Source organism: uncultured Campylobacter sp. (assembly GCF_937996225.1).
Taxonomy (GTDB): domain Bacteria; phylum Campylobacterota; class Campylobacteria; order Campylobacterales; family Campylobacteraceae; genus Campylobacter_B.
Genome location: NZ_CALKTC010000054.1, coordinates 1 through 24,614, shown reverse-complemented (window position 1 = coordinate 24,614; position 24,614 = coordinate 1). Strand labels below are relative to the sequence as shown.

The following is a 24,614-nucleotide window of genomic DNA, read 5'->3' as shown; positions in this document are numbered from 1 at the left end:
TACTACTCTTGCATCTCTGCCTTGGCGTCTTCGAATCGCTCCTTCATCTCTTCAACGCCCATCTGAAACATCTCGGTACCCTTTGCGATGAGCTTAAAAAGCTTTTTTTGCGCGTTTTCGTCGGTGAGAAAATAGGTCGCCGCAGCCCCTAGAACGATGCCTGTGATAAATGAGTTGCTACCAAATAAGCCGTTCGCGTTTTGCCTGCCACCCAAGGAATTAAAAATTCCACCGAAAGCGGAGCCCTGAGTAGAATTTACATCGCTTGAGCTTTGAGCGGCGGAATCTTTATTATCCGAGTTATTGCTGGAAGCAGAACTATTAAAAGGTGCGGAATTTACCCGCTCATTTATCCATTTTGCCCAACCGCCGAGCTTATCATCGCCAGCAAAGCCGCCCGCAGAGCCGTTAGAATATTTATTGCCACCAAAATCGTAATCGTCTAGAATTTCTTTCAAATCTTTTTTTGTGATATACGGATTACTCATTGCCTACCTTAAGAATAAAATTTCTACCCGCAATGAGCGCGCCTACACATACTGCGACGCCCGCCGCGGCACGTAGATACTCGCCTTGTACAAGCTTATTTGCACTGTAAATCGCGCCACCGCCGATGATACCGCCGCTTAGCGCAATATCCAGCGCATCTCGAATCGCTTTAGATTTGCTTTTGCCTTCCTTGGCTTTAACGAGCTCTACGGCGCAACCGCCGATCGCCCCCGCTATAGCGCCGCTTAAAACGTGATCCAGCGGCGAACGCTGTGTCGTAAGTGATCTATTCATTTAAGCCTCTATTTTTCTGATTTGTCGTCTGCGGACGTAAATTTTACCGAAGAATTATCGTCCATTTTTACGATCTGCGGGATATTAAGCGGAGTAGTAGATGCTGCGGATGTCTCACCTACCGGTGTTGCGCCAGTCTTAGCGCTCGCGGTGGATTTTTTAGTTCTTTTAAATCCAGGTTTCGGTCCCGGTTTTTTTCTAGTTTTTTTTGCAGTGCTAGTTTCAGTGCTAGCACTACTTGTCGCAGCTTTTTTGCTACCAGACTTTCTTTTACCTTTTACCGCCTCAGCGACATCGTCTAAGCCTTCTTTGGCTTCCGCAAAAATTTCTTTTGATTTTTTGCTTAATTTTTCCGCTCCGCCTTTGACGCTATTTTTTAGCTCCTCGACACTTTTGCTACTTACGATTTTATTCGCACCTTCTTTGATTTTATCTCGATTGTTATAAGCGTAAACCGCCGCGCAACCAAGCGCAAAACCTGCTAGAAATGGGATCGGCATTTCATTCTCCTTGTGTTAAGATTATAAAGTCATTTTATCAACTTTACATAGATTTTGATATTATAGCGACTTTTTTAGATTTTTGCAATCCTAATTTAATTTTTCTGCAAAATTCCTTTAATTAAATTGGAAAATGCGCTATTTAAGATATTTTGCAAATCGTATTTTTGAATTATCCGCTCTAATCCCTGCGGATTCTTTAAAATTTCATTTAATAAATCAGCAAAATTCAAAGAATTTAAATCAGCCTCGTATTTAGAATTTAATTCTTTTAAAATCGGCAAAATTTCATTATACGAAACCGCCTGCGCCTTATACAGCAGCTCTTTAAATTGCGCGTTCTTGCACGAATTAATTAGATCGTCATAAAACATCATAGAGCTTTTTTCTATCAAAAGTGCCGAAGCCAAAAACTCATTTAGACCTTTTGCAGCCAGTGCCTCACTGCTATTTTCAGGAGGCGTGGCGCCAAGCCCGCAAGAATTTGCAAAGTCTAGCACCCGCTCAAGTAATCCAGCTCGTAAAGATAGAATTTCTCCTAACTTTTTATCTTGAAATTTAACTGCGCCCAGCGAATAAAACTGTAAAATTTGCGCCTCTTTTTCGAGCAAAAGAGCGATATCTGCAATTTGTGCCTCATTTAAATTCCGAGATTTATTAGAAAATTTGCGCGATTTTTTAGTACTACGCAATGCTTCTTCGCTCAAGAAATCGCCTCTATATTGGAATTTACAAGCGCTACTAGCTCAGGCGAACTGATGCCACTTAAAAACTGCTCCCAAAGGTGCATCGGGAAAACGCTTTCATCATAATGAATCGTCAGCGAGCCGATTAGAGAGTTAAATTTATACTCTTTTATCCCGCGAATTGCAGCTATTTTAGCCTTTAGGCTCTCTTCGCTCACGCTATCTCGCAACTCTCTAATTTTAGGACTTACGCGGATACGAATACGGCCTTTGCTGTGGCTGATTTTGCTAAAATATTTATGAAATTCCAAAATATCGTTGTGATTTATTTTCATATTTTTCCTTAAATTTGTGCCCAAATAATATCATAAATCATTTAATTCCTGCTAAATTTTGCGAATTATTTGCGTTTAGGACGGAATATCTTTATCTTATTTTCATCCGCTGTTATGTAATTCCCTCCCATTAGATCAATACAATACGGCACGGCAGGAAACACTGGTAGAAGGCACTCTTTAATCGCTTTTGGATTACCCGGTAAATTTATAATCAGAGATTTTTTGCGGATCGCTGCTATCTGACGCGATAAAATTGCCGTAGGCACGATCTTTTGGCTCTCTGCGCGCATTAATTCGCCAAAGCCTGGCATTAATTTCTCACTTACCGCTTCGGTCGCTTCAGGCGTTACATCGCGCGGAGCAGGGCCCGTACCGCCCGTAGTTAGCACCAAATCACAACCCGCTTCGTCGCAAAGATAAATCAGCTTATCTTTGATCAGCTCTAGCTCATCTGGAACTATTTCATAAAAATACTCTTTCTCGCAAGTTAGCCAATCATCCATCACGGCAATTATTTCTTTGCCTCCCAAATCTTCGTAAATGCCACCGCTAGCGCGATCACTTATTGTTAAAACACCTATTTTTACCATTTTCCTCTCCTTTATTGGAATTTTAAAATTTAATCGAAATTTAGCGTGCCGTCTTGCGGCTTTTCTTCAGAGCTTTCGCTATCTTTTTCCAGCTTTTGCAAATCTTGCTCTTGCGCGGAGACGCCTTCTTGCTCCACACCATCAGATTCGCAGATCTTTTGAACATCCTCGAAAGTTATGAACTCATAGACGAAAATTTGCTTTGAAATTTGATTTAGCTTATCCTGCATCGTGCGGATTATCTCGCTTACCTCGTCGTAGCAATCTTGCAAAATTTTATTCACGCTCTGCGCGCTAGGGGTGAAACTATCGCCCATCGCGAGCTCAAAAACCATCTTTTGCGCCAGCGCGATAGCCTGCTTTACGTCGCTAGCAGAATTTGAAAAAGCGTCGTTTTTATGGATTTGTAGCGCCGCCATGCCGCTTAAAAGCACTTTGATTTGATTTAAAATTTGCGTTTTGGATTCGATCTCGAAATCCTCGTTTAAAAATTTATCGTTTAAAAGCTCTATTTTTTCGAAATCAAACGAATACCAATACGCGCTAAGCGCCTTTGCGCCCTGATAGAACGCCTGGATCTCCTTTTCGTATTCGGTTAGAATTCTACTTTTTTGCACGCCGTAAAAGACCCTCATCCGCACATTTTCAAAATCGCTAAGCTCGATCGTATCGCTGCCGCGCTTAAGAGCGTTGATCGCAGCTTCATTTACCAGCGTCGCTACTCCCGCGCCGCTAAAGCCCACACAGAGGCGACTTACTTTGTTGATATTCGCGCTGCATCTTTTACCCTCGAGATAAATTTTTAAAATTTCGATGCGGTCTTTGTAGTTCGGAAGCCCGATGAAAACGCGCCTATCAAAGCGCCCCGAGCGCAGCAGCGCATCGTCGATCAAATTTATTTTATTGGTCGCGCCGATTACCATCACGCCGCTGTTTTCCTCAAATCCGTCCATCTCGGTCAGCAGCTGATTTAGCGTCGCTTCCCGCTCGTCGTTGCGCCCGATACCGCGCTTGCCGCCGACCGCGTCAATCTCGTCGATAAAAATAATCGCAGGCGCGCAGGATTTGGCCTTCGCAAACAGCTCGCGAACCCGCCTAGCGCCGACGCCCACAAAGACCTCGGCGAAGCTTGCGCCGCTTTGGTAAAAAAACGGCACGTCCGCCTCGCCGGCTACGGCTTTTGCGATAAGCGTTTTACCGACGCCCGGCTCGCCGATCATTAAAATTCCTTTCGGCAGCTTGATGCCGAAATTTCGGTATTTTGCGGGATTTTTTAAAAAATCCACGATCTCTATGAGTTCGTCCTTGACCTCGCTGATGCCCGCGACGTCGCTAAATCTTACGTCGCTAACGCTCGGCGAAAGATCGCCGAGCTCTGCATTTGCGCCGCCTTGACGCGCAGTGCCTACGCCGTCCATCCTGCGGCGCCGCGCCAAAACGGTTTCAAAATAATACACGAAGAGAAAAAATGCGAACGTAAAAATCACGAGCGTCGCGCTAATACCGCTCGTGCCATCATCCTTTTCTTTGCTGATTAGAGCGTGATTTGATAGCTCCTTAAGATCTACGAGATCGACTAAAATTTTATAGCGTTTGCCGTCGTAGGTAAAATTTAAATTTCCGTCCTCGATATGCGCGCGTTTGATCTGATCTTTTCGCACGAGCTCGCTAAATTCGCGCTCGGTGATGTATCGCGAATCGTCTTTAAAATAAACGATCGAGAGCAAAACGATAAGCAGCACTAAAAAAATCAGAATTATATTTAGCTTGCTTTTTTTGATTTTATGCAAAATTTCCATCAAATTTAACCTCATAATCTCTTATCTCCATCCATTTTTTCGACAAATCCTCATCGCTTTTGATCCAAATTTTATCATAAAATTGATCATATCCTTCATAAAACTCTCCATTTTTCCGCTCGATCAGCACATTTAGCGGCACCTTGTGCGAAAGACGAAATTTATAATTATTCAGCGCCGTTATGTTTTGTAGCATCTTCAGCCGCGCCTTCGCCGTTTTGCCGTCTATGCGGCCTTTTAGCGACGCCGAAGCGGTCCCTTGCCGCGGCGAAAAGATAAAGGCGTGCAGATGCGTGAGCGGAAATTTTTTGAAATTTTCTAACGCTTCGAGCCAAAGCTCTTCGCTCTCGCCCGGATGCGCGACGATAAAGTCCGTCCCCAGCGCAAACCCGCGCTCCGCAAGCTCGCAAAAAAGCTCCAAATCCCTTAGCGCGGAATTTCGGCGGCGCATTATGCTAAGCATCTTTTGCGAAGTGTGCTGAAGCGCGATGTGCAGATGCCGCTCCAGCCAGGGCTCGGATAAAATTTCGCGAAAGCTCGCATCTATCTGCGAGGGCTCGATACTGCCTAGGCGAATGCGGCGAATTCCGCGTATCGCGCCTAGTTTTTGAAGCAGCGTGCCGAGGCTCGTACCTGCGGCTTTGCCGTAGCTTCCGATATTGGTGCCGGTTAGCACGATCTCGCTAAAGCCGTTTGCGGCAAGGCTCTCCGCCTCTTTTAAGATTGCATCTTCAGAGCTGCTGCGCGAGCGGCCGCGCACCGAGGGGATTATGCAATAGCTGCAGTTAAAATCGCACCCTTCCTGAATTTTAATAAAGGCCTTGGTGTGATCCTCGTAGTCGCTTACCAGGTTTTTTTCGACGCCGTCAAGACCTCCGATATCGTAAAATTTCGACTCCGAGCCCAAAAACTCGTCGATCTTTTCCTTTTGCGACATCCCGAACACGCCGAAGACCGCGCCGTTTTTATAAAGCTCCTCGCCGCGCGAAACCGCGCCGCAGCCGGTTAGCAATATCTTTTTACCGAGGCGGTTCATCTTATTTACGTAGTTTCGCACGTCCGCGTCGGCGCCGTTCGTAACGGTGCAGGAGTTTATCACGACGACGTCCGCGCCCTGCTCGTCGTGCGTGATCTCGCCCGATTTGAGGTTACTTTTGATAAGCTGCGTGTCGTAGATATTTGTGCGGCATCCAAACGTTTTAAAATAAATTTTCAAATTTCGCTCCCGGATCCGCTTCCTGTGGCAAAGCCCGCACCCTGCGCCGCTGCGTTTAAATTTTGCGAGCCTTGCTGCTCGGAGCCGAGATCTTGCGCCGCAAAATTTCCGCCCGCCGCCGCATAATTTTTGCCGTTAAAAAGAGTGTATGCAGGATAGGCGATCTTGATATCGGGCTCGCCTCTTAGCGCATCTAAAATTTCAGCCGAAATATTGCTGCGAAGCCCGAGCGTCGCGTAAGAGTTCGTCATATACCAAACCGAAATTTCAATGCCGTATGGCTCGAAGAAGCTAAAAATTCTAGGCTCGACGTTTGGATTTTTGATGCTATATTGCGAACGAAGCTTGCCCATCTGCTTTTTGGCGATGTCGGTGTAGCCCTTGGAATACTTCCGCACGATGTTTTTTATGAGATACATCGCCTTTTTATGGTTGCTATCAAATGTTAAAAGTATGCTAATGCCGTCCCAGACGGTCTTAAGCCCGCTATGAGTGTAGTTTGAGATAAGATCGGTAAAAATATAATTATTCGGTATGAAAATCACCCTGCCTGCGCGTTTATTTTCTCTCCACGTAGTCATAGTAACGTCCTCGAAAATCGTCATCCTAAGCACCGAAATATCGATGATATCGCCTACGTAGGTCTCGCCGTTTTTATGCACTCTGATACGATCGCCCACGCGAAAGCTGCCACCAAGCACGATCGTAAGCCAGCCTAAGGAGCTCATAAACATATCTTTCATCGCAATCGCAAGACCTGCCGAGGCAAAGCCTAAAACCGTCACGAAGTGCGTCATATTCTCGATGTAAGAAAAGAGCAGTATCAGCGCAATCAGCGTGAAATTTAAAACGTTGATAGCTTTATTTACGATATAAAAATTCTCGTCGTTTTTGATATATTTTTTCGCCACTACCTTGCAGAAAAACGACAGCGCGACGACTACGAGTATCCATACGGCGATGTTTCCCGCACGCTTGGCCTGCGCTTTTATATCGGCGGTCTGCACGGCGATTTGCGAGTTGATCTTTTTTTCGTAAACGTCGTACGTGGTCTGCGCGATCTCGTATGCGGAGCTGAACTCTCCGAGCTCGTAATCTAAGCTTTTAAGCTCCGCCGCAGCGCTTGCGTCCGTATCAATCTGCATCAAACGCTCATATAGCGCCCTTTTTGCTTCAAGTTTATCGATTAAAGCTTTAATATTTTCGATGGCGTTTTTCCGCTCCATCTTTTGAGCTTGCAAATTTCTAATCGTAGAAAAACCAGAAATTATCGAAAAAGGATTTGTAATGCGCGCGGGCTCTGGAGTTTCAGGCATCGCGATGATATCTAAAAACGGGGATTTTTCATACTCTTTTAGCAGTATGAGCTGCTCTTTTACGGCGCGAAGTTTTTTTTGAATCTCCGCGATCTTATCGGTGCCGGCGCTCTTTTTTAGCTCCGCTTCGAGCTGGCTGGATTGCTTTTGTAAATTTTGATAGCGTATGAAATTTGAAAAGCGCGAGATCCAGATATTATTTTTGATCTCATCGTCTATCGCTTTTATTTGAGCTTTTAGCGATGAAGCGAGCTCCGCGCTTTGCGTCTGATTTTTATCGTTTTGAAGCGCGCCGGAGCCGATCTGCGCGCTCGGATTTGCAGCCGTAAAATTTCCCTCGCAAAAACCAAGGCTAAAAATCAAAAAAACCGCTAGGATTATTTTCATGCAAACTCTCTTAACGTGGCTATTACCGCGTCTTTATCTATATCATCGACGATACGAAATTTACCGATGCCGTCGGGCAGGATAAATTTTATCTTGCCGTTTTCACTCTTTTTATCGAGAAAAAACAGCTCGTAAAATTCCGCCGCATCCTCTACGTGGAATTTTATCGGAAGCGCAAATTTTTGAAGCACTTTGCGGATCTGCTCCTCCTCAAGCTCATTTAATTTATCAAGACGGCGTGCTAGCGCATTTGCCATCACCATGCCGATCGCCACAGCCTCGCCGTGCAAAAATTTTTTATAATTAGTAATTTTTTCGATAGCGTGAGCAAAGGTGTGGCCGTAATTAAGCGCCGCTCTGATGCCGCTTTCGCGCTCATCACGCTCTACGACGCTTGCTTTAATCTCCACACAGCGAGCGATTACGTGCGAAATTTCATCGGCGCTTTTTAGATCGTGCGTCTCGAAAAATTTAAATAGTTCGACATCAAAGCATACAGCCATCTTTACAGCCTCCGCAACGCCCGCAGCAAACTCCCGCGCAGGAAGAGTAGATAAAAAATTGCTCTCGCAATAAACCGCGCGCGGCTGATAAAAGGAACCGATTAAATTTTTGCCGAAGCGATTATTCACGCCCGTCTTGCCGCCGACGCTTGCATCCACTTGCGCTAGCAAGGTCGTAGGGATATTGATAAAATCGATACCGCGCTCATAAATGCTCGCGCAAAAGCCCGTTATATCGCTGATGACGCCGCCGCCAAGAGCGATGAGCGTGCTTTTGCGGTCGAGCTTGGAACTGAAAAGCTTCTCTAAAATTTGCTCCACGCTCGCGGTATTTTTATACTCCTCGCCGTCCGGGATCGTGATGATAAATTTTTGCTCGCAATCTAGCCGCTGCAGTAAGAAATCAAGCCACAGCCCCCCTACTTTGGGATTTGTCACGATAGCGACCTTACCGCTAAGTTTTAAACTATGCAATTCGTCGATAAAAACGCTGTATTTTTTGTCTAAATTAAGATCGATTTTCATACGCTAGCCTTTGATTTTTAGGTAATTGTAACATAAATTTCGATTACTTTTCATACCCGTAATCGCTCGGAACGAAAATTTGATGATTTTTGCCGAGTTTAAAATACATCTGATCCAAATCCTGATTAAAAATCGACGTGAGCTTGCGCGCCAAAATTCTATCATTAAATGGCACAAATTGTAGCAGATCTCGCTCGCTGCCTAGCGCTAAAATCGGATTTTGTCGCTCGCAAGGAATCACGAATAAACTCTGCTTAAAAAGCTTCGATAAGCTCACGTAGCTTTGCGCAAACTCGCCCTTTTCGCTCTCGCCGAAAAGATACAAATACACGTCTAGCCCTAGCTGCGAGCTGATGTCAAAGACGATACTTGATTCCTCACGAAGCCGCTCGCCGGCACTTAGCACGACACTTTTACGCACATCTTTTAGCTCGCCCTCTCCAAGGCTTAGCACCGGAATTTCAAGCGCTTTAAGTGCTGCTTTTTTCGCCTCGAAAACTCCGCTTGAGCAAACTACCAAGCCTGCTTTATTTTCGCTCACATCGCGCTTTAAATTTAATTCGCCCGAGTAATCGATGAGAATTTCAAATTTATCCCGCTCACACAGCGCTTTAAGCTCGCTAAAAGCGTCGTTTAGCAAAGGATTTAAAATTCGCAGATAAATTTTATGATTTCTAATATGCAAATCCAAAAACTCAAGCGCCCTAACCGTCCTAGCTATCTCGTCGTCGCTCATTTTTTTCATATCGATTAGCGCGAAAATATTTAGCCCAAACGGCGATGGAAATTGCCCGCTTTGCTTTTTTACTTCAGCAAACACCGCTCGCAGCGCACTAGGCTCGCCCACAACCAAGATCGTATCATTCGGATATATCCGCGAGCCGGGCGTCGTTACGATGTAATTGTTGTGGCGGTAGATCATCGGAATTTGATATTTGGCATTAGAAAGCGTGCTGATTTTTTTATACGCAAACGAGCTTCCTACGGGCACTTTTACCTCCATTATCTCTCCGCGTCCAAGCCCGATGTTATCAGCAAAAACGGGGCTATCAGGCAAAAAGCCGATGAAGCGCGAGGAATTCAGCGCAAGAGTGTTTACGATTTTTACGTGAGCCTCGTTTTTATTCTCGCGCAAAAGCCCCCAAAAATCGGCCACGTAAAGCTCTAAATCTGGAGCGAGCGTCTTTAAATTTTCAAGCGTCACTTTAGTGTCAAATTCATCATCCATTATCACTATGCAGCGGTCAAATTCCTCTTCTGCTAGCACCACGCGCAGCCGCTCAATGCTAGTAGGATCAAAAATTTCGATCGAAAAATTTGACTCGTTTTCAAGCTCTGAGGGCACGGCATCCGTATTTTTAGCTATGACGCGATATGATCTGATGACATCTTTGATTTTACAAACTTTGGATAAAAAATGGCGCGCAAACTTTCCGCTTGCGATGATTAAAACTTGTTTCATTGCTCTCCGTTTCGTGGTTTTGCAAAGATTATAACCAAAAACGGCTAAATTTTAAACCGCGCGCGGATAAATTTTGCGGGCAAACCGAGGCGCGGAGACTTAAAAATTTAAAGATTTAAATTTTAAAATCAAGGTTTAAAATTCCAAATCCAAGGCTTAAATTTAAAACGAATTAAAACAAGCCTCGTTAAATTTAGTCTTGCTGCTTAGAGCGATAAAATTTCATAAATTTAAAAGCGGTCGCGGCATCTGCTCGCGCCGCTTAAGCAAAAATTTTAAATCCGCTAGATTTTAAAATTTCACCTCTGCAGAGAGCATAAAGCTCCTGCTTTCGCCTAGCGTTACGCCGTTTGCCGAGCCTAGCACGCTGGTTACGTTAAGTCCGCCCGCACCGTCGGCACTCGCAGGATACATTCCCGCCCAGTATTTTTTGTTAAATACGTTATTTACGTTGAAGCGCAGCGTGGTCTTATCGCCCAAAAGATGCTCGCTCGTATATCTCATGCCAAGATCGGTAACGAAAAAGCTAGGCGTGTGCTGGGTATTTAGATCGTCCAGATACATCTTGCCGGTGTAGTGGAAATTCGTACTGATCGCAAGCTTATCGGTGCCCGGGATCACGTAATCAAGCATTAAATTTGCATTGATTTTAGGGATGCCGTTTGCGACCTTGCGATTAGCGCCCTCGATGCTTACGTTATGCATCTTTGGATCAATATAGGTAAAGCCGCCCAGTACGCTTAAATTTTGCGTAATTCGTCCGCCGCTCATAAACTCAAATCCGCGGTTGCGCTGCTCGCCGTTTATGCCATAGAGTCCCGTAGAGCTATTTAGATACGCGATAGGTCTGCGGATATCAAAATACGCTACGCTAAAATCGATCATATCGGCTACGCGGATCTTAGCACCGATCTCGTGCTGCTTGGAACGATACGGAGACGTAGAGGCAACCTCACCGTTATGTGGACCGCCATCATAAACATGGGTAGAGCCCTGCTGCAAGCTATCTGCGTAGGTATAATAGATGCTGGCATCCTCTATCGGATGGAAGATCAAGCTGCCCGCCCAGCTATAGCCCGAATCGCTGTAGGCTTTAACAAGTCTTTGTTGGCGGGTATTGTAGGATTCCTGCCTCATCCACGCCTTAGATGCGCTCAACATCACGTCAAATTTATCGTTTATCGTGATATCATCTAGCACCGAGACGTTATACATATCCAAAACAGCGTAGTGATATAGCCCGCTTCCGCGCTTAGCACCGGTGTAATTTAGAATTTTAGGATCGTAGATATTGCCGATGGTAGGCGAGGTGTAGTTGGTGCTCGCGCTTTTATATCTATCCTGCGTCCAGTGGTATCCGTTGGTCTGTACGCTAAAATCGTGCCCTACGCTGCCCGTGTCAAACTGCGTGTTGGCCTTGAGATAGCCGCTTGGCAGGTCATATCTATATGCTGCCGTAGCACCGCCGCTGTGTTGAGTATAATAATCACCCGGCTTCGTATATTGCGGATGCGTGCTAGGCAAGATGTAGTTTACGACGCCGTGAGTATCACGATCGGCACGCTGAAACTGAAAGCCGCCCTCGAAATATAGCCTATCCGTCGGTGAGTATTTAAATTTCGCGCTTGCGGTAGTGGTTTTTAGATGCATTCCTCCAAAGCTCTGCCCAAGACCGCGTTTTGAGGAATCCACCGCCTTTGGAAGCTCCATGCCGTCTACGATCTTGCCGTCTCGCACGCCCAGAGCAAACTGCCCTGCAAAGCCCTTGGTATTGTGCTCGTAATAGCTCGCTGCGGTTTCAAACGTTAGATCGCCCGTCGGATAAAATTCCATCGTGACGCTGGCTAAGCGGCGCTGAAGATTGGAGCCTTTAGGCTGTCTGTCGCCGTTTGATCCGTAAAATACCGTGCGGTAGCCGAATTTTTCAAATTTATCGGATAGATCAAGACCAAGACCTAGGTTGCTTCGCGACATATAATCGCTCCAAATTATGTATTGATCTTTTACCGGGCGCTTGCGCGTGTAGCTGAAAATGCCCACCGGGTTTTGCGCGCCGTAGAGCGAGCCTGCGACGCCGTTTTGCACCTGAAAGCTCTCAAACATCGCCATCGGAATCGCCGTCGTCGAAACCGTATAGAAGCCGTCCCAGAAGCTGTTGCCTACGACGCTACCTTCAAAGCCGCGCGTCTGCGGACGTCCGACCGTAGCACCGCCGCGCATCTGAATCTGCGCGGACGGGAAGTATTTTACCGCCTCCTCGTAGCCGGTGACGCCTTGATGGTTCATAATCTCCTTGCTGATCGTGTTGATCTGATACGGAAGATCCAAAGCGCGCTTGCCGGCAAGGATACCATGTTGCACGTTTTTGCTCAAAAAGCCCTCGTCGATGCCGCTCTCGCTGATATTATCGCCGACGCTGTTTACCTCGATTACGCCCATATTCTGCGACTTTTCAGGCGCAGAATTACCGCCACTTTGCGCTGCAGCCAAACTACCGCATAGTAGGCACATACATGCCGCTAATGAAATTTTAAATTTCATCGTTTTCCTTCGTTCCATTATTTTCCCTTCGTTATGGATATATTTAATATTATTTTTTAGCATATTAGAAAAATTTTCCTAAATTTAGACTAAATTCGAGATATAAATTTATATATTTGTAGTCGCATTTTTGCAGTTTAAAATTTCATAGACAATATACTGCGATACAAAAGAAAAATTGCGCAAATTTATATGAAATTCTAAAATTTTAATGTAAAATCGCCCGTATGAAAAAACTAATACCGGCGCTTAAGCAAGCGCAAAACCGACTCAAAAATTTTTTCCGCCTCTACGATACCGAGCTCATGCACCATGCATCAAGCCTTAGCTTTCACACGATTTTGGCGCTACTGCCGGTGCTGATGGTTTCGCTTAGCGTTTTTATGCAGCTGCCAAGCTTTAAAGGCTACTACGACAAGATTATGGGCTTTATCTTTTCAAACTTCCTGCCCGCAAATCAAGCGAGCATGGCACACTATATCGAAGAATTTATGGCTAACGGCCTAAGCCTTGGCGTAACGGGCTTTTGCGCAGTGTTAGTTACGTCGGTGCTGTTTTTCGGGGACTTTGAAGCGATTATCGCGCGAATTTCGCATTCGCCCGAGCGAAGCTTTTTTAAGAGCCTAAGCACCTACTGGACGCTGATGACGCTCGCTCCTGTGGGGCTTGGAGCATCGTTTTATATCAGCAGCGAGCTTCAGGAGCTGCTAAATAAAACCGAGTTTACGAGCTGGATAAATTTGCTTAAAATTCTACCCTACTTAATCGTTTGGGGGATCTTTGCGATTACTTATGCTACGGCGATCAACCGCGAGATCCGCGCAAAAGCGGTGCTTGCCTCATCGCTCGTAGCATCGATTTTATGGTGGCTTTCGAGACTGGTTTTCGCGCAATACGTCTTTTATAACAAAACCTATCTTAGCATCTACGGCTCGTTTTCGGTCGCGCTATTTTTCTTTCTGTGGATCTACATAAGCTGGATTTTCTACCTATACGGCGTGAAATTCTGCGTATTTTTGGACGCTAAATTTAAAAGAGGTGGCGAGCGACAAAGCGCTTGAATTTCTGTGCAAGGCTGCGTTTTTCTATGCTTTTTGGATTAAAGCGCGTTTTCTGCATGGGCTAGAAATTTAAATCAAAATTTTAAAATTCTATCGAAAACGAGCGGGAAGTTTGTCTTTGAATAATCGACATATGCATAGAAATAGGATTTTAAAAATTTAATGAGGTGCGGCAAGGCTGAAATTTTAATCCCTCGCACAGCATCGTTAAGGTAAAATTATGCGCGATTTTAAAACAGGGGAAATATTATGAGAGACCGTGACAAAGAGCCGATAATAATAGAAAACGACTACTTTTTTAGGCTTACTATATCAAATAAAATCATGTGCGTGCTTATATTCTTGTCTTTTGTTTTGCTAAATTTAACGCCGGAGCTGGATTCGCATAAAGAGATGATGAGAAGGGCGTCATTAACGCTAGGGATTTTCGGAATTTTATTTTGCATATTTTGGGAGATAAAAATAGCCTATCAAGAATTTTGCAATAAGTTTTTTACAAAATTTTATGATGATAAAATTTCATTCGAGTATATAGACAAACATATGAAATTTAAAACCGAAATTTTGCAAAAAGATGATCTTGTATCGGTAACTTGGGCGTTGATACCATACAATGAGCAAGACGTAAATATATGGATCAAAGATATAAAAAATAGGAGAAAGAGAATGGTTAGGTATTTGGTAAGTCCAATATTCTTTTTAATCACCATGCTACATCATTTCATTTTCTTGGCGCTCAACGGATTTAAATTTAAAAAGTATATATTATATAGGTTTAAAACGGGCATTATTGCGGTGCCGAATAATAAATTGTTGAGCGACAAAGACGTTAAATTTGAGCTCTCGTCTTTGTTCGGTCTGTATACGAGCGAGCTACTTTAAATTATAGAATTTTTAAAGGAGGGCTAGATGGCGTTTGTTGCGGAGCATATTTCTAAAGTTGATTTGGAAAGATACAATGTTGCAAATATTATAAATAATTGTTGCCTAAAATATGGCTCAATAGTCTATGATGATTACTACCTAGATAAGCTGGATTGGGTTATAGATAGACAAAGAGATGCCTGGTTTATGTTTGTTTGCAGAGTGCCTTTGCCAGACCCAAGAGATGGTCTTACGGGAGAAGTTATTTGGCTACTGCATTATAGAGGTAAAAATATCGAGCTTGATATAAGGCGAATTTATAATGAGACAACGAGTAAATATTTCACGGAAAATCCATTTAAAATCAAATATAAATTCCAAAGTGTAAATTCTGACATTGGAGATATTTCAATGGATGAAATTTATGAAATTTTAAATGAAGCATTATTGGAATATGGAGATGATGGCATCGATGGTAGAAAATTTCTGCCAAAGGAACACGAAGTCGTAACTTTTCTGCACGATTAAAATTTAAAGAACCTATGAGCTGCACCAAAATACCTCTGATATTTCACTATCAAATTTAAATTTTCTACTGCACTATAAAACGCCCCACTCTTTTTTATATTCGTTTATTATCTCATCGGATGTTTTTTCTCCCTTATCGACCTTGATAAGATCGATTATATCTTGCTCGTTTGCAAACATACCCTCTATCGCGTGGTTACAGATGATAGATCTGTTTTGCTCGTATTGTTCTGCGCTCAGCTCGTCTTTATATTTTTCAAGTATAGCCAAACTCTTTTCTAAACTATAAACTTCCGGATATTTTTGCATGCTCTATCCCCTAGCAATATAAAATTTTATCAGCTGCGGCGTCCTATTAAAAAACAAAGCTCAAGCAGGCAGGCGCATTTTTTGCTACGAATAGCTTGCAAGTAGTTTGCACTTCGCCGCAGCTAAAGCAGATAACTATTAGATGACGGGAAATTTTACCGCAAGTAGCTCACAAATAAATTTAACAAAGCCCTTATCGAGCAAAAAACGAAGGAAAAGCCGTCAAAGAAAACTGTTACTCCCTTACGATGAAAGCTCCAGTAAACTTGCCATTATGCGCGAAATCTCTCGCTTCGTCCTCGCTTTTAAATCCGCTTAAAAAGACGCGATAAATCGGCGCGCCATCTATGCTAAATTCTTTGACGATCGCAGGATATCCCGCCGTGCCGTGGTAATCGCGCTGATAAATTTGTGCGCCGCTTCTGTTTCTAAACGCACCGATTTGCACCATAAAATTTCCGCCGACAATGGTTGCTTTCGGCGAGCCTTTAGCGATAGTATGCCCATAAAAGCCCACTACTTCGAGTTTTACCGGCGCCGTACCTTTGGCAAATACGCCTACTAAATTAGCAGCTGTTTTGCTAAGATCGATGATGCGACCATCCACGAATGGACCGCGGTCGTTGATGCGCACGGTTGCGGTAGCGCCGGTGTCGCGATTCGTGACCTTTACCATAGTATTCATCGGATAAGTTTTGTGTGCGGCGGTCATGCCATTCATATCGTAAATTTCGCCGTTTGAGGTGTATTTGCCGTGAAAATTTGGCCCATACCAGCTGGCGATACCTATCTGGGTATCGCCGACGCTTACTTGCTCGGGGTAGTAGGTTTTGCCGTTAATTTTATAAGGGCGCATGGTGGCGGGAGAGTTTTTGCCGATCTTGCCTGCACCGCCCGCAGACGATCTAGACGACGGTACGGTGCGAAACGAACAACCGGCAAGAATCAGCGCAAAAAGCGCACTAAAAAGAGCGATTTTCTGGTACGACACCTGCGATCCGATCTTATTTGTTGAATTTTATATTATTTAGCGCTATTTCGTTTTTGTCTTTGAGGCTAAGCTCGTTCGCCAAACCTGCTAACACACGTCCTGGCTTGCGCTGTTTCAGACGTGGTTCATACGCTTGAAACGCGCCTTGATTTACGACAAATTCTGCATATTTGCTTTGTGGGATATAAAAGAAGTACTTGCCGTTAAGCGGCGAAATTCCGTTTTTAATATGCGCGTTGTAATCCTGCATTTGTGACGGCGAAATTCCGATCTGTTTTGCAACCGCGCTTAGCTTTGTGCCCGGAGCTACGGCGATACGCTTTAGCCCCCACGGCTCGCTTTCAAAAAGCAGAATTTTACGCATATTTTCATTTTGAGCGATGTAAGCATATTTGATAATGCGCTTGATAAAATTCTTAGTCTCATTAGGAAGTGCGGGGCTTTTTAGCAAGCGATCCAGATCATCGCTGCCAGTAGCTGCAATCGCATTTTTAAGCTTTTGATCGCCACAATTATACGCCATTAGCGCTAAATACCACTTGCCAAAATTTTGCTTCAGATGCAAAATATACGAAAACGCAGCATCCGTAGAGGCTGCAGGATCGCGACGCTCATCTACGGCGCTGTCTACTCTAAGACCGAAATTTTTCGCAGTTGCCGGCATCAGCTGCCACATACCACCTGCGCTAGCGCCTGATGTGACCGTATTTTTAAGATGAGATTCTACCATTGCCAAATACAATAAGAACTCCGGAGCTTCGATGTTATCTACCTCGGATTTGACTAAGTAGGCATTGTGCGACTGTGAAGTCACGATATGCTTAAACTGCTTGCGATCGCTTGCATTGATCGCACGGAATATGCCCGCGACTACGTTTTTGCTTGATTCGTTATTTTCGATGCCGAATTGATTTAAAATATAGTCGTGATTTGCGCGCATCAGACCGGGCTGGCTCGCAAACGCTTCGCCCACTAAAAGTAGGGCTAGCAGTATAAATTTTATGGCTTTCATATCTCTCCTTTGATTTTATCGCCAAAAAGCCTACAGGCGTTTTGAGTCGTTATTGCTTCGACCTCTTCTACGCTTAGGCTTAAAATTTCCGCGACTTTTTCTACCACGAGTCTCGTAAATGCAGGCTCGTTGCGCTCACCGCGATGCGGATGCGGGGTCAGATACGGTGCATCCGTCTCGATTAAGAGGCGCTCTTGCGGAATTTGCGGTAAGATCTCAGCTAAGTTTTTTGCATTTTTGAATGTCAAAACTCCGCCGATACCGAAGTAAAATCCGTATTCGCTAAGACCTAGCAAAAGCTTGCTGGCATTGAAGCAGTGTAAAACACCGCCGCATAAATCGCCGGCACGATCTTTTAGAATTCCAAAGCTATCTTCGTTTGCTTCTCGGATATGGACTATAAGTGGTTTTTGAAGTTGTGTTGCTAGATCGATTTGTGAGATGAAGGCGTCTTTTTGGCGGGAGATTTCTAAGGCTTTGGTTTCCTTGCTCTCTTGCTGCTTAAGTCTGAAATAATCAAGACCGCATTCGCCAACGCCCACGCATTTGGGATCGTCAGCATACCGCTTCAGCACCTCCATATCGAAAGAATCTATCTCGTATGGATGCACCCCTACGGCAAAATACACATTATCCCGTGCATGCGAAATTTTACATGCCTTATCTAGGTCTGCTACATCGGCACCGGGAATGATGATGCTGCGCACGCCTGCAATCGTGGCGCGCTCAATCACCGCGTCTAAATCGGTATCGAAACTAGCATCGTCTAAATGGCAATGTGTATCTATAATCATAAAACTCACTTGATAAAATTTTTCGAAGCGGATTTTACGTCGTTTTGCAAAATCACACTTAAATTTAAATTAAACGCGGTATTGTAGCAAAAAATTTCAGATTTAAACTTAAGCTTAAAATTCCTTCAGCTTTGCCTTAGTTTTTTAGCGAATTCCAGGGCTTCTGCAGTAATAGTCTCGCCGCTTATCATACGAGCTAGCTCTGTTATTTTTTCATTTTCGCTTAATAATCTCACGCTAGATTTGCCGTTCGTTTTACTTACTAAAAAGTGTGACGCAGCCTTGGAACTAAGCTGCGGCTGGTGCGAGATCGCAAAAATTTGATAAAATTTTGAAATTTTTACCAGCACGTTAGCGATACTCATCGCCTCTTTTCCGCTTAAATTTGAATCAATCTCGTCTAAGATCAAAATTCCCTCGCCGTTATTTGTAAGCTCCAAGCTTGCCGCGATGAAAGCAAGGCGTAGGCGGTTCGTTTCGCCTGAGCTTAAATTTTTAAATTCCGTCTTGCACAAGCTGACGCAAATTTCATCTGTGCCGCACTCACTAAGCGCCGTAGGCTTAAAACCAAGCTCCACTCCGTCCATATAAAGCTGCTTTAGATAGGAATTTATCAGATCCTCGAGCCGTTTTTTAGTGCCCTTGCGAGCCTCGCTGATTTTTTCGGCAAGGGTAGCGGTGCTTTCACTAAGACGTTTAAATTCCACTTGCAACTTGGTTTTTTCAAAGCTTAACTGCTCGTAATGCTCAAGCTCTTTCTTGCGCGCTTCAAGCGTAGCTAAAGCCTCTTCTATGCTTCCGTAGCGCCTATTTAGCGCGCTAAGAGCTTCGATGCGATCTAAAATTTTCTCTATGTCAATATTTTCGAGCTCGTCTAAATTCAAGCTTTCTTGCTTTAGCCGCAGCTCGTTCATTGCATCCTCAAAAAACGCGCTATCCAGCCCGCTAAGACTTAGCGCTTCGATGACGCTGCGCTCCAGCTCAAAAACGCCCTGCGCCCTAGCCCAAAGTTCCTCGATCTTATCTTTTTTACTAAGCTTTTTTTTGATCTGCAAAAGCTCCTCATATTCGCCGATCCTAGGCGATACGCGCTCGATTTTTTCAATCTCAAAGCGAGCAAATTCCTTTAACTCCTCGATCTTGCGCTCTTGATCCAAAATTTCATCCAGCTGCTTTTTTGTGCGGCTAAATTCCACAAAAGCGCTTTGAAGCTCCGATAGGCTTTGAGCGTGCGCCGCATCTTTTTTCGCGGCGATAAAATCAAGTAATTTTAGCAAGCTGCCGCTACTCATTTCGCCGGCGTTTTTCGCGCCTAAAAATTTCACGTATTCGCCGGCGATCGTGCTTAGATTTTTTTTTGAGACCGATTGGGAATTTATAAAGTATCGCAAGCTACGCTCTTTTAGAACGCGAAAGGTATTTGGCGTATCGTTTATCAAGCCGAAATTTTCCATATCAAATTTATGTTCTACGTCCGCTTCTATGAGCTCAGCCTCGCATTCGTTAAGACCGAACACCGCTAAAATCGCGCCTATTAATACCGATTTACCCGCGCCGCTGATACCTGTAAATACGCTAAGTCCCGGGCCAAAACTAAGCTCGCTCTCGCAAAAACCTAGATTATTTTTAATATAAATTCTTTCTAGCATCCGCCGTGCCCCCATCTGAGTTTGGCTTTTAAAACGTCGAAATAATCGTAGCTTCTGCGTTTTATTAAATTTGCCTTTGCGTGTGAAATTTTAACGCTCACGCTGTGAAATTCCGCCATATCAAAAACGTCTTGTCCATCGATGACGACGCTAACTTCGGAGCTTCCGGCGTTTTTGAAGCTTGCAAGATATTCTTTTGGAAGGATCAAAGGCCGCTGCGTCAGGCTGTGCGAGCAGATCGGCGTGACGCAAAACACGTCGCATAGCGGATAGACGATCGAGCCGTTCGCGCTCATATTGTACGCGGTCGAGCCTACGGCGGAGCTTACGATCACGCCGTCGCCGTAGTAGGTGTTGAAATATTTTCTATTTAAAAACGCATCGATCTTCGCCATCGAAGAGATATGGCTGCGGGTGATTACGACGTCGTTAAATGCGGTCTTGCGGACGATCTTGCCGCTGCCGTTTTCCAGTATCACTTCGAGTAAAAACGGGCGCTCGATCTCGTATTCGCCGCGCAAAAATTCCTTCAAAAATTTTGCAAATTCGCTCGGCTGCACGTCCGTTAAAAACCCGAGAGTGCCTGCGTTGATACCCAAAATAAAGGCGTTTTTGTCGCTTAGTAGCCTCGCAAGCCCGATGAGCGTGCCGTCGCCGCCGAGGCTAATTAAAAAATTGGTCTTTTTTAAAATTTCGGCAAGCGTATGCGGCTTAAGGCCGAAAAATTCTGCTCCGTCCTCTTCAAGCAAAAGCTCAATACCTTGCGCTTTTAAAATTTCGCAAATTTGCTCCACGACGGGGCGAATCTCTTCTGATTTTTTGGCTATTAGCCCCGCGAATTTAAGGTTTTTATGAATTTTGTTTTCCATAGTTTTATTTTATAAAAAATTAGCTTTGTAAAAGCAAAATTTAACTATACTTGCGTTTTACAAATAATTTTAAAGGAGTAAATTTGCGAAGTCATTATTGCGCCGATTTGAGTAAAAACGATATCGGCAAAAGTGTAACCGTGTGCGGCTGGGTAAATTCTTACCGCGACCACGGCGGCGTGATTTTTATAGATTTGCGCGACCGAAGCGGACTTTTACAGCTAGTCTGTGATCCCAAAGATAGCCACTCGGCATACGAGGTAGCAAATACCGTGCGAAACGAATTCGTTCTAAAAGCCGTCGGCAAGATCCGAGCTCGCGGCGAAGGGCTAGAAAATCCAAATTTAAAAACCGGCGATATCGAAGTCGTAGTAGAGGATCTACAGATCGAAAATCCAAGCAAGCCGCTTCCTTTCGTAATCGGCGATAAAAGCGTCAACGAGGAAACTAAGCTAAAATACCGCTTTTTGGATCTGCGCGCCGAGGGAAGCTTCGATAAATTTAAGATGCGCTCCAAGGCTGCGATCGCCGCGCGAAATGCGCTCGATAGGCTAGGTTTTGTAGAGGTCGAAACGCCGATCTTAACGCGCGCGACGCCCGAGGGCGCTAGGGATTATCTGGTGCCTAGCCGCGTCTATCCGGGCAGCTTCTACGCGCTTCCGCAAAGTCCGCAACTTTTCAAGCAGCTTTTGATGTGCTCCGGCTTTGATAAATACTTCCAGATCGCGCGTTGCTTCCGCGATGAGGACCTGCGCGCCGACCGCCAGCCGGAATTTACGCAGATCGATATCGAGATGAGCTTTAATACCCAGTACGACGTAATGAGCGTAGCCGAGGAGGTTTTAAAAGACATTTTCAAATCCTGCGGTCGCGAGATCGTCACCCCTTTTAGACATATGGAGTATAAAGACGCGATGGAGCTTTACGGCAGCGATAAACCCGATCTGCGCTACGATATGCCTTTCATCGACGTAGCCGATATTTTTGAAAAATCGAGCAACGAAATTTTTTCAAATTTAGCCAAGGATCGTAAAGCCAACCGCGTAAAAGCGCTAAAAGTCGAGGGTGGCGATCTGAAATTTAGCAAGCGCCAGATGCAAGGTTTTGAGGAATACGTTAAAAAATTCGGCGCGCAAGGCCTCGCATTCATTCAGGTAAAAGAGGACGGGTTAAAGGGGCCGCTGGTAAAATTCTTTGAAAAAAGCGAGCTGGACGAGCTCATCAGGCGCTGCGAGCTTAAAGTTGGCGACGTCGTATTTTTCGGCGCGGGCAAAAAGAAAATCGTGCTTGATTATATGGGCAGATTTAGAATTTTCCTTGCAAACGAACTTGGTCTGATCGATCCGAATAGACTTGAGTTTTTGTGGGTCGTAAATTTTCCTATGTTTGAGCAAAACGACGACGGCAGCTACTCCGCGATGCACCATCCTTTTACGATGCCGAATAATCCCGATGAGCCCGATCTGGAGGATATCACGTCGATCGCCTATGACGTCGTGCTAAACGGCATCGAGCTTGGCGGCGGCAGTATCAGGATCCACAAAGCGGACATTCAAGAAAAGGTCTTTAGACTGCTTAAGATCGAGCCTGCGGAGCAGAGGGAGAAATTCGGCTTCCTGCTTGATGCGTTAAGCTTCGGCGCGCCTCCGCACGGAGGTATCGCGATCGGCTTCGATAGACTGATGATGCTCGTTACCGGCTCAAGCAGTATCCGCGAGGTCATCGCGTTTCCTAAAACGCAGCGCGCGCAGTGTCCGCTCACCAAAGCCCCTAGCGTCGTTACAGACGAGCAGCTTCGCGAGCTAGGTCTTAGGCTTCATAAGAAGGAGCAAAAATGAAAAGCCTTTTTTTAATCATCGGCGCTCCTGGCAGCGGCAAAACGACCGATGCGAGCATGATCGCTCAGATGAATCAAAGCATCGAGCACTATTCCACCGGCGATCTACTACGCGCCGAGGTAGCAAGCGGCAGCGCTCTGGGCAGGCAGATAGATGGCTTCATATCTAAAGGCAATCTCGTGCCGCTTGATATCGTCGTAAATGCTATCGTTAGCGCGATTAAAAGCTCACCTAAAGACTTCATCATCATCGACGGCTATCCAAGAAGCGTCGAGCAGATGAATAAGCTAGACGAGGTACTGCGAGGCGACGATGATGTAAATCTTAGCGCAGTCATCGAGGTGTGCGTCAGCGAGGAGGTCGCCAAGGAGCGTGTCTTAGGACGCGCTCGCGGAGCGGACGATAACGAGGAGGTCTTTAAAAACCGCATGGAGGTATTTTCGGAGCCGATCGAGGATATTCGTAAATTTTACGGCGACGCGGGCGTATTTTACAGCGTAAACGGCGAGCGTACGGTCGAGGAGATCGTAGCCGACATAAACGCTATAATCGCCGCGCAGATCGAAAAATTAGGCTAGCGCGCTTGGATGGCGGCTTAAATTTTAAGCGCCTCCGGCTCCTTTTTTCGTACCGCAAGCGGCACAGATCGCGCTTAAATTTAACCGCGCCTCCGAAGCGAGTGCGCCTTTAAATTTATAGCTTGCCGTTGCACTAGATAGCCAAATTTCAAGCGTAAATTTAAGCAGCTCGCTGTGTAAATTTAAATACGAGCGTCAAATGCAAGCGGATTTAAATTTAATGAAATTCCGGATCTGTTTGCGGACGCAGAGATTAAAATTTTAAGGATAGATATGATTAGAAAATTTTTACTTAGTATGGTTTTGTGCGCAGCTGCATTCGCTGCGGGCGGGTTCGTGCCAAGCGGCTCCGCGGCGCAAACTCAACCGTCAAGCGTCAAAGAGGCGCTTAAATTAAGAGATGATTCTTTTGTCGTAATCGACGGCAAGATAAAATCCCAGCTCAGATACGAGCATTATAGATTTGTGGATCAAAACGGCGATAATATCGAGGTTGAGATCGATGATGACGTTTGGCGCGGCGTGAGCGTGGATGAAAATACGCTCGTGCGAATTAGCGGCGAGATCGACAAAGATTTTACCAAAACGACGATAGACGTAAAAAATATCAAAATTTTAAATTCTAAATAAAGGAAAACTATGGATCTTTCAAAGATAAAAGTGGGCTCAAATCCCGATAAAATCAACGCAGTAATCGAGATCCCTTACGGCTCGAATATCAAATACGAGATAGACAAAGCAAGCGGCGCGCTATGCGTAGATCGCGTGCTATACGGCGCGATGTTTTACCCCGCAAATTACGGCTTCGTGCCCAATACCTTGGCAGACGACGGCGATCCTGCGGATGTTTTGGTACTAAACGAATACCCGCTTGCCGCCGGTAGCGTGATCCCGTGCCGTCTAATCGGCGTTTTAATGATGGAGGACGAAAGCGGCATGGACGAGAAGCTGCTTGCCGTGCCGGTTAGCAAGATCGATCCGCGATATGACGGTATCAAAGGGGTCTCCGATCTGCCTAAAGCGACGCTGGATAAGATCAAAAATTTCTTCGAAACCTACAAGCTTTTAGAGCCGAATAAATGGGTCAAAGTAAAGGATTTCGCAAGCGCCGCGGAAGCCGAGAAAATCCTTGATAAAGCGATCAAGGCGTATAAATAATCCCCTTTTTGCGCATTCGGCGCTAAAATTTAATCAAAATTTGACCGATCCGCTCGGTCAAATTTATCTTTAAATTTTAATTCTATAAATTTTCAAATTTTAAAATATCTTTAATTCCGCGCAAATTTTACCTGAAGCCTGTGCTTGGTTTTTTCGCTTGTTTTTCGGCAGTTGAGCTAAGCAGTCTTGGGTTATTAAATAAAGATTTTAAAACTACATTGCGCAAAATAGCATGACGAGGATCGAAGATTTACGCGCTAACGGTGGAGAAATTCTGCGAACTAAAATGCTTCATAGAGACCGCAGTTAAAATTTCA

At 44.9% G+C, this 24,614-nt stretch carries 25 protein-coding genes; 7 read left to right on the top strand and 18 right to left on the bottom strand.

The features are described 5' to 3' along the window. Positions 1–2 precede the first annotated feature (2 nt). From Q0174_RS06275 to Q0174_RS06220, 12 genes are all read right to left on the bottom strand, one after another. Positions 3–488, bottom strand: coding sequence for a hypothetical protein (locus tag Q0174_RS06275; protein WP_298042482.1), 486 nt, complete (start codon positions 486–488; stop codon positions 3–5). After that, entirely contained in the window at positions 481–783 is a 303-nt protein-coding gene (locus Q0174_RS06270; protein ID WP_177386687.1) for a Cys/Met metabolism pyridoxal-phosphate-dependent enzyme, read from the bottom strand. Before Q0174_RS06270 ends, Q0174_RS06275 begins: the two co-directional genes overlap by 8 nt. An 8-nt stretch (positions 784–791) precedes the next feature. Then, positions 792–1,283, bottom strand: a complete 492-nt coding sequence (locus Q0174_RS06265) for a hypothetical protein (RefSeq protein ID WP_298042479.1) — start codon at positions 1,281–1,283, stop codon at positions 792–794. Positions 1,284–1,378: 95 nt separating this feature from the next. Then, entirely contained in the window at positions 1,379–1,990 is a 612-nt protein-coding gene (locus Q0174_RS06260) for a hypothetical protein (protein ID WP_298042475.1), read from the bottom strand. Continuing rightward, positions 1,987–2,304: an HMA2 domain-containing protein gene (locus Q0174_RS06255; RefSeq protein WP_291936786.1), complete on the bottom strand. Its 318-nt coding sequence runs from the start codon at positions 2,302–2,304 to the stop codon at positions 1,987–1,989. Before Q0174_RS06255 ends, Q0174_RS06260 begins: the two co-directional genes overlap by 4 nt. 65 nt (positions 2,305–2,369) lie before the next feature. Further along, the gene (gene mog, locus Q0174_RS06250) at positions 2,370–2,897 is read right to left on the bottom strand and encodes a molybdopterin adenylyltransferase (protein ID WP_297949299.1); all 528 of its coding nucleotides are present in this window, start codon (positions 2,895–2,897) and stop codon (positions 2,370–2,372) included. A 29-nt stretch (positions 2,898–2,926) separates the two neighbouring features. Further along, a complete protein-coding gene (locus Q0174_RS06245) occupies positions 2,927–4,711 on the bottom strand; it encodes an AAA family ATPase (protein ID WP_298042471.1) in 1,785 nt (594 codons plus the stop codon). Next, complete coding sequence (mtaB, locus tag Q0174_RS06240; protein WP_298042468.1) at positions 4,680–5,912, bottom strand: tRNA (N(6)-L-threonylcarbamoyladenosine(37)-C(2))-methylthiotransferase MtaB; 1,233 nt, start codon at positions 5,910–5,912, stop codon at positions 4,680–4,682. The genes Q0174_RS06245 and mtaB overlap by 32 nt, the downstream gene beginning before the upstream one ends. Further along, positions 5,909–7,615: a mechanosensitive ion channel domain-containing protein gene (locus Q0174_RS06235; RefSeq protein ID WP_298042465.1), complete on the bottom strand. Its 1,707-nt coding sequence runs from the start codon at positions 7,613–7,615 to the stop codon at positions 5,909–5,911. The genes mtaB and Q0174_RS06235 overlap by 4 nt, the downstream gene beginning before the upstream one ends. Then, a complete protein-coding gene (gene aroB, locus Q0174_RS06230) occupies positions 7,612–8,643 on the bottom strand; it encodes a 3-dehydroquinate synthase (RefSeq protein WP_298042462.1) in 1,032 nt (343 codons plus the stop codon). The genes Q0174_RS06235 and aroB overlap by 4 nt, the downstream gene beginning before the upstream one ends. Positions 8,644–8,686: 43 nt before the next feature. Beyond that, on the bottom strand, positions 8,687–10,105 hold the full coding sequence (locus Q0174_RS06225; protein WP_298042459.1) for a TrkA C-terminal domain-containing protein: 1,419 nt from the start codon (positions 10,103–10,105) through the stop codon (positions 8,687–8,689). 291 nt (positions 10,106–10,396) lie between these two features. Next, complete coding sequence (locus Q0174_RS06220; RefSeq protein WP_298042527.1) at positions 10,397–12,646, bottom strand: TonB-dependent receptor; 2,250 nt, start codon at positions 12,644–12,646, stop codon at positions 10,397–10,399. A gap of 227 nt (positions 12,647–12,873) precedes the next feature. Between Q0174_RS06220 and Q0174_RS06215 the strand changes: the two genes are divergently transcribed. The 3 genes from Q0174_RS06215 to Q0174_RS06205 all read left to right on the top strand — a co-directional run bounded on the left by Q0174_RS06215 (position 12,874) and on the right by Q0174_RS06205 (position 15,099). Continuing rightward, positions 12,874–13,707, top strand: a complete 834-nt coding sequence (locus tag Q0174_RS06215) for a YihY family inner membrane protein (RefSeq protein ID WP_298042457.1) — start codon at positions 12,874–12,876, stop codon at positions 13,705–13,707. Positions 13,708–13,956: 249 nt separating this feature from the next. After that, complete coding sequence (locus Q0174_RS06210) at positions 13,957–14,589, top strand: hypothetical protein (protein WP_298042454.1); 633 nt, start codon at positions 13,957–13,959, stop codon at positions 14,587–14,589. A gap of 27 nt (positions 14,590–14,616) precedes the next feature. Further along, positions 14,617–15,099, top strand: a complete 483-nt coding sequence (locus tag Q0174_RS06205) for a hypothetical protein (RefSeq protein WP_298042449.1) — start codon at positions 14,617–14,619, stop codon at positions 15,097–15,099. A gap of 72 nt (positions 15,100–15,171) precedes the next feature. Here the strand turns inward: Q0174_RS06205 and Q0174_RS06200 are convergent, their stop codons facing one another. From Q0174_RS06200 to Q0174_RS06175, 6 genes are all read right to left on the bottom strand, one after another. Continuing rightward, positions 15,172–15,408 carry a hypothetical protein gene (locus Q0174_RS06200; RefSeq protein ID WP_005871672.1) on the bottom strand — a complete coding sequence of 79 codons (237 nt, stop codon included), beginning with the start codon at positions 15,406–15,408 and terminating at the stop codon, positions 15,172–15,174. Between the two features lie 235 nt (positions 15,409–15,643). Further along, positions 15,644–16,399 (bottom strand): septal ring lytic transglycosylase RlpA family protein, encoded by a 756-nt coding sequence (locus tag Q0174_RS06195; RefSeq protein WP_298042446.1) that lies wholly within the window; start codon positions 16,397–16,399, stop codon positions 15,644–15,646. Positions 16,400–16,412: 13 nt separating this feature from the next. Beyond that, positions 16,413–17,411, bottom strand: coding sequence for a lytic transglycosylase domain-containing protein (locus tag Q0174_RS06190; protein ID WP_297882548.1), 999 nt, complete (start codon positions 17,409–17,411; stop codon positions 16,413–16,415). After that, positions 17,408–18,205 (bottom strand): TatD family hydrolase, encoded by a 798-nt coding sequence (locus Q0174_RS06185; RefSeq protein WP_297882739.1) that lies wholly within the window; start codon positions 18,203–18,205, stop codon positions 17,408–17,410. The genes Q0174_RS06190 and Q0174_RS06185 overlap by 4 nt, the downstream gene beginning before the upstream one ends. A gap of 125 nt (positions 18,206–18,330) precedes the next feature. Then, positions 18,331–19,854 carry an AAA family ATPase gene (locus Q0174_RS06180; RefSeq protein ID WP_298042444.1) on the bottom strand — a complete coding sequence of 508 codons (1,524 nt, stop codon included), beginning with the start codon at positions 19,852–19,854 and terminating at the stop codon, positions 18,331–18,333. Next, the gene (locus tag Q0174_RS06175; RefSeq protein WP_298042441.1) at positions 19,848–20,723 is read right to left on the bottom strand and encodes an NAD(+) kinase; all 876 of its coding nucleotides are present in this window, start codon (positions 20,721–20,723) and stop codon (positions 19,848–19,850) included. Before Q0174_RS06175 ends, Q0174_RS06180 begins: the two co-directional genes overlap by 7 nt. 83 nt (positions 20,724–20,806) lie before the next feature. Here Q0174_RS06175 and aspS point away from each other — a divergent pair, with 83 nt between their 5' ends. The 4 genes from aspS to ppa all read left to right on the top strand — a co-directional run bounded on the left by aspS (position 20,807) and on the right by ppa (position 24,297). Further along, positions 20,807–22,561, top strand: a complete 1,755-nt coding sequence (gene aspS / locus Q0174_RS06170) for an aspartate--tRNA ligase (RefSeq protein WP_298042438.1) — start codon at positions 20,807–20,809, stop codon at positions 22,559–22,561. Then, positions 22,558–23,139, top strand: coding sequence for an adenylate kinase (locus Q0174_RS06165; protein WP_298042435.1), 582 nt, complete (start codon positions 22,558–22,560; stop codon positions 23,137–23,139). Before aspS ends, Q0174_RS06165 begins: the two co-directional genes overlap by 4 nt. 273 nt (positions 23,140–23,412) lie before the next feature. Beyond that, the gene (locus Q0174_RS06160; RefSeq protein ID WP_298042432.1) at positions 23,413–23,769 is read left to right on the top strand and encodes a NirD/YgiW/YdeI family stress tolerance protein; all 357 of its coding nucleotides are present in this window, start codon (positions 23,413–23,415) and stop codon (positions 23,767–23,769) included. A 9-nt stretch (positions 23,770–23,778) separates the two neighbouring features. Next, positions 23,779–24,297 carry an inorganic diphosphatase gene (gene ppa, locus Q0174_RS06155; RefSeq protein WP_298042430.1) on the top strand — a complete coding sequence of 173 codons (519 nt, stop codon included), beginning with the start codon at positions 23,779–23,781 and terminating at the stop codon, positions 24,295–24,297. Positions 24,298–24,614: the final 317 nt, after the last annotated feature.

Bases quoted from the DNA above. Each gene is read 5' to 3' on its own strand.
- Q0174_RS06180 (WP_298042444.1), bottom strand. From the start codon at position 19,854: ATGCTAGAAAGAATTTATATTAAAAATAATCTAGGTTTTTGCGAGAGC.
- Q0174_RS06190 (WP_297882548.1), bottom strand. From the start codon at position 17,411: ATGAAAGCCATAAAATTTATACTGCTAGCCCTACTTTTAGTGGGCGAA.
- Q0174_RS06210 (WP_298042454.1), top strand. From the start codon at position 13,957: ATGAGAGACCGTGACAAAGAGCCGATAATAATAGAAAACGACTACTTT.
- Q0174_RS06215 (WP_298042457.1), top strand. From the start codon at position 12,874: ATGAAAAAACTAATACCGGCGCTTAAGCAAGCGCAAAACCGACTCAAA.
- Q0174_RS06235 (WP_298042465.1), bottom strand. From the start codon at position 7,615: ATGAAAATAATCCTAGCGGTTTTTTTGATTTTTAGCCTTGGTTTTTGC.
- ppa (WP_298042430.1), top strand. From the start codon at position 23,779: ATGGATCTTTCAAAGATAAAAGTGGGCTCAAATCCCGATAAAATCAAC.
- Q0174_RS06175 (WP_298042441.1), bottom strand. From the start codon at position 20,723: ATGGAAAACAAAATTCATAAAAACCTTAAATTCGCGGGGCTAATAGCC.
- aroB (WP_298042462.1), bottom strand. From the start codon at position 8,643: ATGAAAATCGATCTTAATTTAGACAAAAAATACAGCGTTTTTATCGAC.
- Q0174_RS06185 (WP_297882739.1), bottom strand. From the start codon at position 18,205: ATGATTATAGATACACATTGCCATTTAGACGATGCTAGTTTCGATACC.
- Q0174_RS06255 (WP_291936786.1), bottom strand. From the start codon at position 2,304: ATGAAAATAAATCACAACGATATTTTGGAATTTCATAAATATTTTAGC.
- Q0174_RS06200 (WP_005871672.1), bottom strand. From the start codon at position 15,408: ATGCAAAAATATCCGGAAGTTTATAGTTTAGAAAAGAGTTTGGCTATA.
- Q0174_RS06205 (WP_298042449.1), top strand. From the start codon at position 14,617: ATGGCGTTTGTTGCGGAGCATATTTCTAAAGTTGATTTGGAAAGATAC.
- Q0174_RS06265 (WP_298042479.1), bottom strand. From the start codon at position 1,283: ATGCCGATCCCATTTCTAGCAGGTTTTGCGCTTGGTTGCGCGGCGGTT.
- Q0174_RS06270 (WP_177386687.1), bottom strand. From the start codon at position 783: ATGAATAGATCACTTACGACACAGCGTTCGCCGCTGGATCACGTTTTA.
- mog (WP_297949299.1), bottom strand. From the start codon at position 2,897: ATGGTAAAAATAGGTGTTTTAACAATAAGTGATCGCGCTAGCGGTGGC.
- Q0174_RS06245 (WP_298042471.1), bottom strand. From the start codon at position 4,711: ATGAGGTTAAATTTGATGGAAATTTTGCATAAAATCAAAAAAAGCAAG.
- Q0174_RS06160 (WP_298042432.1), top strand. From the start codon at position 23,413: ATGATTAGAAAATTTTTACTTAGTATGGTTTTGTGCGCAGCTGCATTC.
- Q0174_RS06220 (WP_298042527.1), bottom strand. From the start codon at position 12,646: ATGAAATTTAAAATTTCATTAGCGGCATGTATGTGCCTACTATGCGGT.
- Q0174_RS06225 (WP_298042459.1), bottom strand. From the start codon at position 10,105: ATGAAACAAGTTTTAATCATCGCAAGCGGAAAGTTTGCGCGCCATTTT.
- Q0174_RS06165 (WP_298042435.1), top strand. From the start codon at position 22,558: ATGAAAAGCCTTTTTTTAATCATCGGCGCTCCTGGCAGCGGCAAAACG.
- Q0174_RS06275 (WP_298042482.1), bottom strand. From the start codon at position 488: ATGAGTAATCCGTATATCACAAAAAAAGATTTGAAAGAAATTCTAGAC.